Annotated in this window: 13 protein-coding genes and 1 tRNA gene; 6 read left to right on the forward strand and 8 right to left on the reverse strand. The window is 62.4% G+C overall.

Annotation, left to right across the window (positions count from 1 at the left end; translation table 11 throughout):
- Positions 1-3: 3 nt before the first annotated feature.
- The 4 genes from AC1VON_RS05295 to AC1VON_RS05310 all read right to left on the reverse strand — a co-directional run bounded on the left by AC1VON_RS05295 (position 4) and on the right by AC1VON_RS05310 (position 3938).
- Complete coding sequence (locus AC1VON_RS05295) at positions 4-804, reverse strand: ABC transporter permease (RefSeq protein ID WP_172347607.1); 801 nt, start codon at positions 802-804, stop codon at positions 4-6.
- Positions 801-1724 carry an ABC transporter permease gene (locus tag AC1VON_RS05300; RefSeq protein WP_172347606.1) on the reverse strand — a complete coding sequence of 308 codons (924 nt, stop codon included), beginning with the start codon at positions 1722-1724 and terminating at the stop codon, positions 801-803. The genes AC1VON_RS05295 and AC1VON_RS05300 overlap by 4 nt, the downstream gene beginning before the upstream one ends.
- Positions 1721-2806, reverse strand: coding sequence for an ABC transporter ATP-binding protein (locus AC1VON_RS05305; RefSeq protein ID WP_172352798.1), 1086 nt, complete (start codon positions 2804-2806; stop codon positions 1721-1723). The genes AC1VON_RS05300 and AC1VON_RS05305 overlap by 4 nt, the downstream gene beginning before the upstream one ends.
- 91 nt (positions 2807-2897) lie before the next feature.
- On the reverse strand, positions 2898-3938 hold the full coding sequence (locus AC1VON_RS05310) for an ABC transporter substrate-binding protein (protein ID WP_483120801.1): 1041 nt from the start codon (positions 3936-3938) through the stop codon (positions 2898-2900).
- A gap of 231 nt (positions 3939-4169) precedes the next feature.
- Between AC1VON_RS05310 and AC1VON_RS05315 the strand changes: the two genes are divergently transcribed.
- Complete coding sequence (locus AC1VON_RS05315; protein ID WP_483120802.1) at positions 4170-4871, forward strand: GntR family transcriptional regulator; 702 nt, start codon at positions 4170-4172, stop codon at positions 4869-4871.
- Between the two features lie 62 nt (positions 4872-4933).
- Here the strand turns inward: AC1VON_RS05315 and AC1VON_RS05320 are convergent, their stop codons facing one another.
- Both AC1VON_RS05320 and AC1VON_RS05325 read right to left on the reverse strand, forming a co-directional pair.
- Positions 4934-5224 carry a hypothetical protein gene (locus tag AC1VON_RS05320; RefSeq protein WP_483120804.1) on the reverse strand — a complete coding sequence of 97 codons (291 nt, stop codon included), beginning with the start codon at positions 5222-5224 and terminating at the stop codon, positions 4934-4936.
- A 202-nt stretch (positions 5225-5426) separates the two neighbouring features.
- A complete protein-coding gene (locus AC1VON_RS05325) occupies positions 5427-6185 on the reverse strand; it encodes an SDR family oxidoreductase (protein WP_483120806.1) in 759 nt (252 codons plus the stop codon).
- Between the two features lie 914 nt (positions 6186-7099).
- Here AC1VON_RS05325 and AC1VON_RS05330 point away from each other — a divergent pair.
- The gene (locus AC1VON_RS05330) at positions 7100-7849 is read left to right on the forward strand and encodes an outer membrane protein (protein ID WP_246740867.1); all 750 of its coding nucleotides are present in this window, start codon (positions 7100-7102) and stop codon (positions 7847-7849) included.
- 1177 nt (positions 7850-9026) lie between these two features.
- On the opposite strand, the gene AC1VON_RS05335 is transcribed toward AC1VON_RS05330, so the two are convergent.
- Positions 9027-9103 (reverse strand) — tRNA-Arg (locus tag AC1VON_RS05335).
- A 275-nt stretch (positions 9104-9378) separates the two neighbouring features.
- The gene (locus AC1VON_RS05340) at positions 9379-10866 is read right to left on the reverse strand and encodes an ATP-binding protein (protein ID WP_483120808.1); all 1488 of its coding nucleotides are present in this window, start codon (positions 10864-10866) and stop codon (positions 9379-9381) included.
- Between the two features lie 279 nt (positions 10867-11145).
- Here AC1VON_RS05340 and rpmH point away from each other — a divergent pair, with 279 nt between their 5' ends.
- The 4 genes from rpmH to AC1VON_RS05360 all read left to right on the forward strand — a co-directional run bounded on the left by rpmH (position 11146) and on the right by AC1VON_RS05360 (position 14229).
- Positions 11146-11280: a 50S ribosomal protein L34 gene (gene rpmH / locus AC1VON_RS05345; protein ID WP_008833937.1), complete on the forward strand. Its 135-nt coding sequence runs from the start codon at positions 11146-11148 to the stop codon at positions 11278-11280.
- A 14-nt stretch (positions 11281-11294) separates the two neighbouring features.
- Positions 11295-11648: a ribonuclease P protein component gene (gene rnpA / locus AC1VON_RS05350; RefSeq protein ID WP_056573647.1), complete on the forward strand. Its 354-nt coding sequence runs from the start codon at positions 11295-11297 to the stop codon at positions 11646-11648.
- 14 nt (positions 11649-11662) lie between these two features.
- Positions 11663-13474, forward strand: a complete 1812-nt coding sequence (gene yidC, locus AC1VON_RS05355) for a membrane protein insertase YidC (RefSeq protein ID WP_172347598.1) — start codon at positions 11663-11665, stop codon at positions 13472-13474.
- A 194-nt stretch (positions 13475-13668) separates the two neighbouring features.
- Positions 13669-14229, forward strand: a complete 561-nt coding sequence (locus tag AC1VON_RS05360; RefSeq protein ID WP_483120812.1) for a fasciclin domain-containing protein — start codon at positions 13669-13671, stop codon at positions 14227-14229.
- The last annotated feature ends 49 nt before the right edge of the window (positions 14230-14278 follow it).

Raw genomic sequence — 14278 nt, forward strand, 5'->3', positions numbered from 1 at the left:
AAATCAATGCCGCCGCCCGAAGATCTGCGCCACCGACAGGAGCAGAACGGAAAGCACGATCAGGCAGGTCGAGATGGCGGCGATGGTCGGATCGATCTGGTCGCGCAGCGCGTTGAACATGCGGCGCGTCAGTGTCGTCGTCTCTCCGCCCGAGATGAACAGCGAAACCACCACCTCGTCGAAGGAAGTGATGAAGGCGAACAGCGCGCCCGAGACGATCGAGAAGCGGATCTGCGGCATCGTCACTTGCCAGAAGGCGGCGACGCGGCCGGCACCTAGGCTGCGCGCCACGCGCTCCTGGTTCATGTCGTAGGAGCGCAGGCCCGACAGCACGGTCAGCACCACCAGGGGCAGCGCCTGCACCGTATGGGCGATGACCAGGCCGGTCAGCGTGTTGTTGAGGCCGATACGGGCATAGAGGAAGAAGGTGCCGATGCCGATCAGGATCACCGGGATGATCAGCGAAGCCGTCAACAGCGCGTTGATGGTGCCGTTGAAGCGCAACGTACCCCGGTTGATCGCATAGGCGGCGGCGGTGCCGAGCGGCGTCGCCACCAGTACGGTCATGACAGCCACCTTGACCGATACGATGGTCGCATCGCGCCATTCCAGCGACTGGAAGTAGCTCTGGTACCAGCGCAGCGACCATTGCTGTGGTGGGAACTGCAGCAGCGTCGAATCCGAAAACGACATGATGACGATGATGACCGATGGCGCGATCAGGAACAACAGCACCAGGCCGCCCAGCGCGTAGAGCCACAGACGTTGCCGGTGCGAGATCGGCAGGCCGACGTCCCCGCTCATCGCGAACTCCACACACCGGTGGCGCGCGCGCCGAGCAGCCATTGGAAGAGACCGAGAAGCGCCAGCGTGACCAACAGCAGCACCACGCCAAGCGCCGCGCCCGCACCCCAGTTGGAATAGAGGCTGGTGGTCTGCTCCATGCGCATCGCCCACATGATCACCTTGCCGCCGCCCATCAGCGCAGGCGTGACGAAGAAGCCGAGGCAGAGCACGAAGACGATGACCACGCCCGAGGCGAGGCCGGGCAGCGACAGTGGAAAGAAGATCTGCCGGAAGGTGGCGACCGGACCGGCGCCAAGGTTCATGCCGGCGCGCAGGCAGTCGGTGTCGATGGTCTTCATCGAGGCGTAGAGCGGCAGCACCAGGAAGGGCAGCAATATATGCGTCATGCCGATGACGACGCCGGACAGATTGTTGGCGAGCGACAGCGGCTGGCTGATCACGCCAAGGTCGATCAGCCAGCTGTTGATCAGGCCCTTGCGCTGCAGGATCACCAGCCAGGCATAGGTGCGCACCAGCACCGATGTCCAGAACGGCAGGATGACGAAGATCAGGCAGATCGACGCCGCCCGGCGCGGCAGCTGCGACAGCATGTAGGCCAGGGGATAGCCGAGCAGCACGCAGGCGCCGGTGACGATGAAGGCTACCTTGAAGGTGGTGATGAAGGTCTTGATGTAGGAGGCCTGCTCGAAGAAGCGCGCATAGTTGGACGCGCTGAAGGCGCCGGCCTCGTCGAACAGAGAAAGCCAGAACAGCCAGCCGATCGGCACGATGATGATGGCGAAGACGAGGAACAGGCTGGGCGATAAGAGCGCCAGTAGCCTGAGCTGCTCGCGCCGGGCATCGGCGCGCAGCGCCCGCGCGTTGAGGTCCCGACCCGCGCTGGCTGCCTCTTGGAGGAGGGCGGATGGCGCGCTCATCCCTCTGCCTCCACGAGGATCGTGTCCTGCGCATCGAGGCCAAGCCTGACCGGCTGGCCGGGGGCCGGCAGCCTGGACAGCACGTCGCTGCGGCAATAGTCGCGCAACGTCAGCTGGCGGCCGTCGCGCAGCGAGGCGTAACAGACGAAGCTGTCGCCCTGGTAGATGATGTCACTGAGCGTGGCGTCGAGCACGTTGATGCCGTTCGACGGCTCGGCCGCCGTGACCAGCCGCAACTTCTCCGGCCGCACCACCATCAGATGCCGGCCGGCGGCCGGCGGCGCCCCTGCCGTCTGGATCCGCCTGTCCTCATACCAGACTGACCCGTTGCGGCATTCGACCGGAATGAAATTCGATTCGCCGATGAAGCCGGCCACGAATTGCGTCCTGGGCGCGGCGTAGAGCGTTTCCGGCTTGTCGAGTTGCTCGATGCGCCCGGCATTCATCACCGCGATGCGGTCCGACATGGTGATGGCTTCGCGCTGGTCGTGGGTGACATAGACCGTCGTCATGCCAAGCCGCCGGTGCAGGGCGCGCAGCTCGATCTGCATGTGTTCGCGCAGGCCCTTGTCGAGCGCCGACAGCGGTTCGTCCATCAGCACGATACGCGGCTCGAAGACGATGGCGCGCGCCAGGGCCACGCGCTGGCGCTGGCCCCCGGAAAGCTGGTCGACCCGGCGCTCGCCCAACCCCTTGAGCTTCACCAGCTCCAGCGCCTTTTCGACACGCGCCGCCGTTTCCGTGGCCGGCACGCCGCGTTGCTTCAGCGGGAAGGCGATGTTGTGAAAGACGTTCATATGTGGAAACAGCGCGTAGTTCTGGAACACCATGCCGATGTTGCGCTTGTGCGGCGGCGTGGTGATGATCTCGTCACCGCCGACCCTGATCGAGCCGCCATTGGCCCTGACGAAACCGGCCAGGATCATCAGCAGCGTCGTCTTTCCGGAGCCGGAGGGCCCGAGCAGCGTCAGGAACTCGCCGGCCTCGACATCGAGGTTCAGGTCGCGCAGCACTGACACGCTGCCAAATCGTTTCTCGATCCGGCGCATGCTGATAGGCAGCGCGGATGGCGCAATGGACAAGATCATCGTCTCCTGGTGAAGGGGCGGCGGAAGCAGGGCGGGTTCCGTTTCAGCGTGCGCCGCCCTGCCGTGGTTTGGGTCCGGCCGCGGCCTATTGCTGGATCAGATTGTTGAACTTCTCCGTCGCCTCCACCAGATTGTCACGCCAGAACTCGGCGTCCTGCAGCACCTGTTTCTTGACGTTTTCGGGCGACGAGTTGATGTCCTTGATCCGCTCCGGCGGGATCTTGCCGGTCTCGAAAGCCTTCTCGTTCGCCGGCCCGTTGTCGACATAAAGCGGCAGATTGGCCTGCAATTGCGGGCTGACGAACATCGCCAGCGCCTTCATGGCGGCTTCCTTGTTCTTGGCGCCCTTGGGAATGACCATGCAGTCGGCGGTGAGCACGCCCTGGTCGAAGGAGAAGCTGACCGGCGCCCCTTCCTTCTTCAGCGTGCCGGCGCGGCCGTTCCAGATGCTCGCCATGTCGACTTCGCCGTCCTTGACCAGCTGCATCGCCTGCGCGCCTGATGTCCACCAGGCATCGATATGGCCACGGATCTTGTCGACGGATTTCAGCGCGCTGTCGATGTCGACCGGATAGACCTTGTCGATAGGCAGGCCCGAGGCGAGTGCGGCGACGCTCAGCGTCTCGGTCGACTGGCTGCCGCTCAGCGCGCGCCGCCCCGGAAATTTCTCCACGTTCCAGAAGTCGGCCCAGGTCTTCGGACCCTTGTCGCCGAAGACGTCGGTCCGGTAAATGAGGACGACGGAGGTGTAGGAAATGCCGACCCAGTCGTCATGCACCAGCTTCGGGTTGATGCCGCTCTTGTCGATGATGCCGTAGTCGAGCTTCTCGAACAGGCCTTCCTTCGAGCCGCGCGCGCATTCGTCGGCGCCGAGTTCGGTTATATCCCATTTCACCGCATTGCCGGTCACCTGCAGGCGCACATCGTCGAGGCCATTGGTGGTGTCCTGCTTGATGGTGATGCCGAGCGCGTCGGCGGTCGGATTGAAGAAGGCCTTGGTCTGCGCCTCCTGATAGGTGCCGCCCCATGAGGCGACGGTGATGGTATCGCCCGCCAGGGCGGGGGCCGCGACGGCCGCCATGAGGGCGGCAACCGCAACAACGCTAACGCTTCTGATCCTGTTCATTTTTCGGCTCTCCAACCGGTGTTCCCATTATTTTTGATTTCGCATGCTATTTTGTATACAATTTTGAGTGTAGCTTGGGGATCGGCGATGTCAACAGCGCGCGGCATTGCCAGGAGCCTTGATGGGGGTGGGAGGACGCGGTGCCAGGGCGTGGCAAATCGAGCCGACTTTGAATACAGCTATGAGAACACATCGGCTTCCGGCGGAAAGACCGGAGAACTGGAAACGGACTTGGCCAAGGAAACCAAAAACACGCTGCGCGACTCTGTCTATTCCTCGCTCAAGGCGATGATCGTGACCGGTCAGATTCCACCGGGCTCGCGCGTGACCGAGAACGATATCGCGGTCAGGCTCAATGTCAGCCGCACGCCGGTGCGAGAGGCCTTCAACCGCCTCGAACGCGACGGCCTCGTCACCGGCCGGCCGCGCCAGGGCTATGTCGTCACCGAGTTCGACATCAACATGTTCCGCGAGGCCTTCGACATCCGCGAACTCCTCGACGGCCATGCGACCGAGCTGGCGGCTGCCGCCGCGACCGAGAAGGACAAGGCCCGGCTCCGCGCCATGCTGGCTGAATGCGAGCGGCTGGCCGCCATTCCCGACCGCACCACCAGGGAAAAATTCCAGGAACTCGAAGTCGGCATCGACCTGCACCGCGTCATTGCCGAGATCAGCGGCAACGCCATGCTGCATGGCATGCTGTGCGGCATCCTCGACAAGTGCCAGCACTATGTCTGGACCGAATTGTTGTGGCTCGACGAATGGAAGATCGCCCGCGAGGAGCATGCCGAGATCGTCGAGGCGATCTGCGCCGGCGACGCCGCTCGGGCCGGTGCCTTGGCCCGTGCCCATGTGCGGGGATCACGCGAGAATGTGCTTCGCCTGCTGCAGGCCAAGTCGGATTACCAGAGTTTCCTGGCCAAGGCGTCCTGAGGGCGACTTGGATTGCAAGCGAGCTTTTCGCATCCCTCTGGGAACAGCCAGCGGTGGCGATGCTACTGATGCGCGCCGCGCGCCCGAGCGGTCGCTTCAGCCAACACCGCCAGCGCTTGTTCGACACTCTGCGCCTGGGCATCGGTGCGCTCGATATGTTTCACCATCAGCTTCCGCAGCATGGCGAGCTTTGCGGCGCGATATGCGGCACTCTTTTCGGGAGAGGGCATCATGGTCATGGCATAATCAGTGTGTGGTCGGATCGATTTGGCGGAGGCGTGAGCGCGCTTCAGCCACACGTTTTTGCTCGGATCTGATCCGGCAGCAAAGGGCAAGGCTGATGCCGACGCCACGCTCCCCGTCCAGCATTGCATTTGCTCGCGTGAGAAAGGATTCCGCACGCTTGACGCGCTGCCTGGCTCTCGCCAGTTCCAGTTCCAGATGGTCGTACATTGTTCCGCACCCTTGAGGTCTGCGGTCCCTTCGAGGGGAAAACCGCCGCCGGGCGGTTTGGTTCCCACCGCCTTGCGCAAGGGCACCAGGGCCGGCAGACCTTCAGCCCTTGTGTTCCTGGAGGCTGTTGCCGCCATCGACCACCAAAAGAGCGCCGTTGACATAGCTGGCGCCTTCGGAAGCCAGGAACACGACCGCCGCCGCCACTTCATCCGGCCGGCCCGCCCGCGCCGGCGGCGTATGCAAGGCCGCCATCCGTTCCATCTCGCTCGACGCGCCCGTCTCGATCCAGCCGGGAGCCACGGCATTGACCGTCACGCCGCTCCTGGCCACTTCCAGTGCCAGCGTGCGCGTCAGGCCGACCATGCCGGCCTTGGCGGCCGAATAGGCTGAGGTACCTTCGAAAGACACCAGCGGCCCGGTGACCGACGCCACATTGACGATGCGCCCATAGCCCGCTTCGATCATCGCCGGCAGGAACGCATGGGTGGCGAGGAACGCCGTCTTCAGGCTGACGTCGATGCCTCGATCCCAGTCGGCCTCGCTCATGGCGAGAAACGCCTTGTCGGCCGAGGGTGATGCCAGCGAACCCATGCCGGCATTGTTGACCAGTATGTCGATGGCGCCGGCATCTCCCCGCAGCCGCGCGACATCGGCGGCCTTGGTGAGATCGGCGACCATGGCCCCGGCATCGATGCCCTCGGCACGAAGTTCGGTGGCGCGGTCAAGCACGCGCGCGCTGGCGCCGGTGAGGAACACGGCGTGGCCGGTGTGACCAAGCTGGCGGGCAACGGCGAAGCCGATGCCGTCGACGGCACCGGCACCGGTGACCAAGGCGCGTTTGATGCTCGGAAGGGTCATGGTCGGGTCTACTCCAAAGGCTGTGCCCGCCGCACGCAAACGGACAGTGTCGGCTGCATCAGCAGAACCACACAATCCATCGCACGGCGGGATCCCTGTAGAAATCCACTTCCGTATCGACGATCTCGTCAAGGCTGGTCCGGGGTAATGTGCCTTGACTTTTGCCAGGACGTCTTGCGCCTGCCTGGTTTCGTCGAGTTCTGAATGGCAGATGACAAGACGAACGAGTGACCATGGCGGTACGGCTGCCATTTTCGCGTAGCAGGCCGTTGCCTCGCGGTATCGTCCAGCCGTGGTCAGCAGAACGCCACGAAAGTCGCGATACCATCCCATGGCGCAGGGGTTGCGGCGCTGGGGATACCGTCGTTGCCTTTGCTTCGATCCAATGATGCGGCGTGCCGATGGCTGGGAGGAGCTCGAGGGCGTTTCCTGCGCCGGCTGGGGATATCTGGCTGGGCTACTATAAGGCCGTGTCCAAATACCGTTGGACCATATGGCGCCGGCGTCTGGACCATGCCTCCCATGATTCGCCCTTCACCAAGGGCAAGGTCCACGCAAACGAGGAAGAGGCCGGGCGGCGCTAATGGAAATCCGTCGCGCCCTGCACCATGGCCAGTATCACCACAAGATACTCTTCCCTGAAATTGGGATTGAGAAACTGCCCGAATTTCGAGCTTCCTGATGGATCCTGTCACCGGGCGATGGTTCTGCCCACACAACCTCAGCAGCATGAGGCCGGCCGGCAGCTATACTATAGTTAGTCCAATGCAAGTGTTGCTCATGTATAGGGTCTGGAACCGGCAGAACGCGGGCCGGCATCGACTTGTATGTGGTTGTGGCAAAAAGGTCACACACTTTTAACAACTTCCCCGCTATTAACTTGCGCGAGGGATTATTTGGGTTGGGAGAAATACGTGAATAAGTTCTTTGCAGTTCTGGCCGTTGCCGCCCTCTCGGCAAGCAGTGCCTCGGCAGCCGACATGGTGGCGCCTATCGCCGGTTCGACCTATGACTGGAGCGGTTTCTACGTCGGCGGCCATGTCGGCTTTGCCAATGGCGACATCACGGCAACGGACGTAACGGATCCGAACGGTGGGTTTTTCACCGACGACGTTCCGGCTGGCACCGAGGGCTTCGATTTCAACAAGGGCGCGGTGGCTGGCGGTATTCATGCCGGCGCGCAGTGGCAGTGGGGCCAATGGGTTCTGGGCGGCGAGGCTACCTGGACGGCGACGGGCATAAAGAAGACCATCACCAGCCCCTACTTCCCGGACACCGACACCGAGACCGCCAAAATCTCGAACTACGCCACGGTCGTCGGCCGGGTCGGTTACGCCTTCGATCGCGTGCTGATCTACGCCAAGGCAGGTTACGCCGGCGGCAAGGTGGATTTCCGCGCCCGAGACAACGACGCCCTCGTGACCTACGAGAAGAATGAGTGGCAGAACGGCTATGCGCTCGGCGCCGGCATCGACTATGCCCTCACCAACAACCTCTCGCTGGGCGTGGACTACACCCACGTTGACCTCGGCCATAAGACGAGCACGGGCAGCAACGTGTTCGATAACGGAAACCTCGGTTCTAATCCCGAGACCTACCGCACCAAGGCAAAGGTCGACGCCGTCATGGCCCGGCTGACCTACAAGTTCGGCATGGGTCAGTAGCTACAGGCTCCAGCAGATCAAAGTTAGGCGCCACAGGGGAGCTCTAGCTCCCCTGTTTGCGTGAGGAAAAACCTTCTCGCAGCTCTGTGGCCGAGTTCTTTCACAACGAGGCGGCTTTCCGCGCCGACACCCGGGCATTGCGCCTATGGAACACAGCAAGCGATTGCGGGGTGACCATTTTGTGAAGCTAAGCCGACGCAAGGCCGACCTGCTCGCCGAGAAATACCACGACTTCCCGGCCGCCTGTGAGGAGATGAAGCGCCAATGAGCAATACTGATCCTGACCGGAAGTCGAAGGAGACCCCAGCAAGATTCTCCTGGTGTAATCGGCGTGATGAAGGTGCTGCTCCATATCCACTATTCGAAGACCTGTCCCATGCACCAGAGCGGCTACGAAGCCTGCCTGGAGGCATCCTCGCACGGGTTCGGCAAGACTGAATAGTCGGCCTTGAGACCCACCCCTGCCTATCGGAGAGGCTGAAGGCCAGATACCGCGGAGTCACCATCGAGCTCGAAGCCTGTGACCGCAAACAGCCCTGACATCATCACACAACCTAACGGACAGGGGGCTGGGCTTATTGCTGGGCGGCGTGGTCTTCCGGCACTCACTCTCAGAACTTGTAGATAAGTCCCAGTCTGACGGCGTTTTCCTTAATGTCGACGCTCGTCTGGCCCTGGGTAACGGCCGGCGTGTTGAATGGCGAGCTTCCGAAATCTGAATAGCGATAGTCAAAATTGGCAACCAGTTTGTCGGTAATGGCGTAACCGAGGCGCTCAAACTTCAGGATGCGCTTCCAGAGGTTTCGGCCCTGTCCCTAGCTGGCATCTTGGCCAAGTTGGAAGTGATTGTCGGAGCGGACCGGGATATCGGCGATCCGACCGATTTCCCTTGGCCACACATCGCTTCCGTATTTCGCGATCTGAAAGCTATCCCGGTGATTTGCCGCCATATGAGTCTGACTGCTCCACGACCCGCGCTGATGTAGCGAGGCACCTGAAGCAGGCAACACAGTTCATAGAGGCTTTGGACACGGAAGAGGCTGCGGAGCATATACGCCAAACAGCGAAATCGTTCGCGGAAACATCCGTTTTTCCAAAACCGGCTGAATTTTAGAGATCAAGCCGGTGCCGTCCCGCTTGAAGGACCAAAAAGCTTATAAAAATCATTTGGATGGAATGGCGCGCCCGAAGAGATTCGAACTCCTGACCCCCAGATTCGTAGTCTGGTGCTCTATCCAGCTGAGCTACGGGCGCGCATCAGGCCATGTTTTCAACGGCCCCGCGATCCGATCCCAGGGACCGGCCGCGAATGTGTGCAGTTCCCTAGCGACTGAATTTGGGAAAAGCAAGCCGATCCGGCAAAAGTTTTGTCGTGAGTGTGTCATCTGGCCATGACAGCCCCGCCCCGGAGGCTTGAAGCGGCCGACGAGCCGGTCTGATTTCAAGCTGGGCGGGAAAAGTCGCGGGGAAGGGCATCAAAAGCGTCAGGCCCGGAAGGCGAGAGCTTCAGGAAAGCACCACCGAGGCCGTCACGCCGGACGGCGCAGGCTGCCGCGCGCCTGGTCGAGCCGAACCGGTTGGTCGGGGATGGTGACCGCGAAAGTGGTGCGCCCGCCAATCGATTCGACCAGTTCCACCGTGCCGCCATGCGCACGGATCAGTTCGTGCGCGATCGCCAGGCCAAGACCGGTGCCGCCGCTGCGCGCCGAGCCGCGGAACGCCGCGAACAGGTTCTCGCGCGCCTTCGGCGGCAGGCCGGGACCGGTATCGGTGACGGCGATGCGGCTGACACTGCCCATGCGCTCGGCCGAGACCGCGAGCCGCCGCACCACCGCGCTCTCGGTGTCCGCCGCCATCGCCTGCACCGAGTTGCGGCACAGATTGGTGAGCACCCGGAACAGCTGGTCGGAATCGGCATCCACCTCGAAAGCAGCCTCGACCGCGTTGATGAACTCGATGCCCTCCTCGATGTCGAGCAGCCCGTGCACGTCCTCGACCAACTGGCGCAGCCGCACCCTGCGGCGCGAAGGCGGCGGCTCCTGCGTGCGACCGTAGTGAAGCACGCCTTCCGAATAGGAGACGGCCCGGTCGAGCGCGCGCAAAAGCTTTGGCGCGAAGGCTTGCACGGTCGGATCCCTGACCTGGCGCAGGCGGTCCGACATCAGCTGTGCGGAGGCCAGGATGTTGCGCATGTCGTGGTTGATCTTCGAGACCGCCAGGCCGAGGTCCGCAAGGTGCTTCTGCTCGGAGAGCATCTTTTGCAGCCGCTCCTGCATCTGCGACAACTCGCGTTCGGCAACGCCGATCTCGTCGGCGCGGGCGGCGGGATGGATGATGCGCCCGGGATCGTCCGGGGCCTCGGAGAAGGACAGCATCGAGCGCGTCATGGTACGGATCGGCCCGATCATGATCAGATCGATCGCGGCATAGACCAGCATGGCGGTGAACAGCGAGATCAGCAGCGAGACGAAGGCGACGTTGCGCGAATAGATGAGCATCGCCTTGCGCAGGGAGTAGTCCGGCATGATCAGCTCGAATTCCTTGTCGCTGTCGCCGACCGGTCCGAAAACGCGCAGCATCCGGTCGCCGCCGAAGAACAGCGTGTCGAGCGCGCCGGTCATGCCCTTGATCATGCCGACGCTGGCGAGGTCGATGTGCTCGTCGACTTGCGGCGGCATGTCCGCCACCACCAGAAGCCGCGAGACGCCGCCGTCGCGCACCGCGATCGCCTTGGCGCCGATCGCCATCAGCACGTCGTTCTGGGCCGTGCGCGACAATGAGGTGGACTCGCCCTGCACCAGCACGATCGAAACGGCGGCGGCCGTGCTCAGCCGCTCCTTGAGCCAGCTCAGCCGGTAACTGGCGATCCAGGGCAGGAAGATGAGCACTTCAGCCAAAAGCACGAAAACGATGGTCAACAGCAGCAGTTTTGTCGACAGGCCGCGTGACAAGGGTACCGTGCGGACGGCGGCTGGCGCCGTGCCGATCCCTTCCCCTGCTTGGCTGGCTTCGCTCATGCGACTCTGTCTTCACAATCACTTGATCGGCCAAGATTAGGCGATTACGCCTTTTTTGCCAATTTCATCCTTTGGTCCGAACATTAAATTACCGTCATGAACCTGCGTCCACGTCGCGAAGACGCCGGATTGACTTCCAAAACCCTTCTTTCTATAAGCCCGCTCACGCTCGGGCCATTCGTCCCGGCGCGGTTTCGATCGCGCCAAAACAGGCCCGGCAAAGCTCCTGTTACAAAGTGACAGAATCAAGAAGGGCCGCACCCCGCGGTATTAAAACAAATGAAGCGTACCTACCAACCGTCCAAACTCGTCCGCAAACGCCGGCATGGTTTCCGTGCCCGCATGGCCACCAAGGGTGGTCGTGGCGTCGTCGCAGCTCGCCGCAACCGCGGCCGCAAGCGGCTCAGCGCCTAAGCGAGACGAGATCGTTGCCCGCAACCGGCAAGCCAGTGGGGCAAAATCCCAAGCGGCTTCTGAAACGCGCGGAATTCCTGGCCGTCCGTCGTGGTGAGAAGCGACGCGGGCGGTTTTTCCTCGTCGAGGTCCTTGACCGCGGCGATGGCGGCGTGCCGCGTGTCGGCTACACCGTTACCAAGAAGGTCGGCAACGCTGTTGTGCGCAACCGCGTCAGGCGGCGGCTGAGAGAAGCCGTCCGCACCCATGCCGCAGATGACATGGCGCCCGGCAATGATTATGTCATCGTCGGGCGCGATGATGCGCTGCGCGCCCCCTTCGGCCAGTTGAAGGCCGAACTCTCCCGCCGACTTCGCGGAACACGATAGGCCAAGGGCTCTCGATGGAAAACAACCGGAACTTCTTCATCACCATCGCGCTGTCGGTGCTGATCCTGACTTTGTGGCAGGTTTTCTACATGAACCCGCGTGTCGAGGCGCAGCGCGAGGCCGCGCGCGTCGAGCAACAGCGTGTGGAAGAGCAGAAGAAGGCGGCCGAGGCCGCCAATCCGGGTGCTGGAACACCGGCGCCGGCGCCGGGCGCCATTCCCAACGCGCCGGGCGGCGATACCGTCACCGCGGCCGGCCGTGATCAGGCGCTTGCCGCGTCGAAGCGCGTCAAGATCGACACGCCGAGCCTCGAGGGCTCGATCAACCTGACCGGCGCGCGCCTCGACGACCTCAAGCTCAAGCACTACACCGAGACCGTCGACAAGAATTCGCCCGAGATCGAACTGCTCAACCCGTCGACGCTGCCCACCGGCTATTTCGCCGAGATCGGCTTCGTCGGCAATGACAAGACCGGCACGGTACCGGGTGCGGACACGGTGTGGAGCATTGAAGGCAACCCGACGCTGACCCCGTCGACGCCGGTGACGCTGACCTACACCAACGACAAGGGGCTGACCTTCAAGCGCACCTTCTCTGTCGACGGCGACTACATGTTCACGGTCTCGGACACGGTGCAGAATGCCGGTTCCAGCGCGGTTTCGCTGTCGAACTACGGCCGTGTCACCCGCTACGACAAGCCGGCTGTCGCCAGCACCTACGTGCTGCATGAGGGCCTGATCGGTTTCACCGGAGCGGAAGGACTGCAGGAACACAAATACGCGTCCATCGAGAAGGACAAGGAAGTCAAGCCGGGCAAGTCGACCGACGGCTGGCTTGGCATCACCGACAAATACTGGGCGGTGACGGTGGTTCCGAGCGAGAAGCAGCCGTTCCAGCCGCGCTTCGGCTATTTCGTGGACGGCCGCCACCGCTATCAGTCCGACTTCCTGACCGATCCGATCAATGTCGATGCCGGCCAGTCGGCGACCGTGGAGACCGAGGTCTTCGCCGGCGCCAAGGAAGTCGCCAAGATCAACGCCTATGCCGAAGACCGCCACATCAAGCGGTTCGACCTTCTGATCGACTGGGGCTGGTTCCACTTCATCACCAAGCCGATGTTCTGGCTGATCGACACGCTCTACAAGTTCCTCGGCAATTTCGGCCTGGCGATCCTCGCCACCACCGTCATCGTCAAGGCCATCTTCTTCCCGCTCGCCAACAAGTCCTACGCGTCGATGGCGAACATGAAGAAGGTGCAGCCCAAGATGCTGGAGATCCGCGAGAAATACGCGGACGACAAGATGAAGCAGCAGCAGGCGATGATGGAGTTGTACAAGACCGAGAAAATCAATCCGCTTGCCGGCTGCTGGCCGGTGGCGCTGCAGATTCCGGTCTTCTTCTCGCTCTACAAGGTGCTCTACATCACCATCGAGATGCGCCACGCGCCGTTCTTCGGCTGGATCCAGGATCTGGCGGCACCCGACCCGACGTCGCTGTTCAACCTGTTCGGCCTGATCCCGGTCACGCTGCCGCATATGCTGATGATTGGTGTCTGGCCGCTGATCATGGGCGTCACCATGTTCCTGCAGATGCGCATGAACCCGACGCCGCCGGATCCGACGCAGGCCGCGATCTTTACCTGGATGCCGATCATCTTCACCTTCATGATGGCGGGTTTCCCGGCCGGCCTCGTCATCTACTGGGCCTGGAACAACACGCTCTCGATCCTCCAGCAGGGCGTGATCATGAAGCGCCAGGGCGCCAAGATCGAACTGTGGGACAATCTGGTCGCACTCTTTCGAAAGAAACCGTCGCCGGCGGAGTAGCCGCCCTTCTTCTGCAAAAAGCGGAATAGAAGCTCTCCTTCCCGAAAAGCCCGGTTTGTCCGGGCTTTTTCTTTGGGAAAATATCCGTTCACGTTCCCGTGATCGATGAAACTGCAAGCGGTCGCGGGACGTGACTGCGTGTGCGTTTCCAAAGGCTATCAATTCCGATCAGCCCTCACCCGGAGGAAGACCACATGCGCTTGCCATCATTCAGGACCATCGCCATTTCGGCCCTTGTCGCCAGCGTGGCGATTGCCGCTCCTGCCTATGCCAGGAACCCGAATGTCGGCGGCGCGCCGATGTACACCACCAAGAACATCGTCGAGAACGCCGTCAATTCGAAGGACCACACGACGCTGGTCGCCGCCGTCAAGGCGGCCGGCCTGGTCGATACCTTGCAGGGCGCCGGACCGTTCACCGTCTTTGCGCCCACCAACGAAGCCTTCGCGGCATTGCCGAAGGGCACCGTCGATACGCTGCTGAAGCCTGAAAACAAGGACCAGCTCACCAAGGTTCTGACCGCGCATGTGGTGGCCGGCAAGATTTCGGGCGCCGAGATGATGAAGAAGGCCAAGGCGATGGGCGGCAAATATGAGATGAAGGCCGTCTCCGGCGACACGCTCACCGCCGAGGTCAAGAAGGGCAAGCTCTACATCATGGACGAATCCGGCGGCGAGGCGAAGGTGACCATCGCCGACGTCAACCAGTCGAACGGCGTCATCCATGTCGTCAACAAGGTGCTCTTGCCGAAGTAGCGGCTTCCGGCGAAAGGGGCAGCGGCAGGCCGTTGGGGCTTTCTCGGCC

This window comes from Mesorhizobium sp. HAY1-8B (genome assembly GCF_056868045.1).

Bases quoted from the DNA above. Each gene is read 5' to 3' on its own strand.
- AC1VON_RS05340 (WP_483120808.1), bottom strand. From the start codon at position 10,866: ATGAGCGAAGCCAGCCAAGCAGGGGAAGGGATCGGCACGGCGCCAGCC.
- yidC (WP_172347598.1), top strand. From the start codon at position 11,663: ATGGAAAACAACCGGAACTTCTTCATCACCATCGCGCTGTCGGTGCTG.
- AC1VON_RS05360 (WP_483120812.1), top strand. From the start codon at position 13,669: ATGCGCTTGCCATCATTCAGGACCATCGCCATTTCGGCCCTTGTCGCC.
- AC1VON_RS05310 (WP_483120801.1), bottom strand. From the start codon at position 3,938: ATGAACAGGATCAGAAGCGTTAGCGTTGTTGCGGTTGCCGCCCTCATG.
- AC1VON_RS05295 (WP_172347607.1), bottom strand. From the start codon at position 804: ATGAGCGGGGACGTCGGCCTGCCGATCTCGCACCGGCAACGTCTGTGG.
- AC1VON_RS05325 (WP_483120806.1), bottom strand. From the start codon at position 6,185: ATGACCCTTCCGAGCATCAAACGCGCCTTGGTCACCGGTGCCGGTGCC.
- rpmH (WP_008833937.1), top strand. From the start codon at position 11,146: ATGAAGCGTACCTACCAACCGTCCAAACTCGTCCGCAAACGCCGGCAT.
- AC1VON_RS05300 (WP_172347606.1), bottom strand. From the start codon at position 1,724: ATGAGCGCGCCATCCGCCCTCCTCCAAGAGGCAGCCAGCGCGGGTCGG.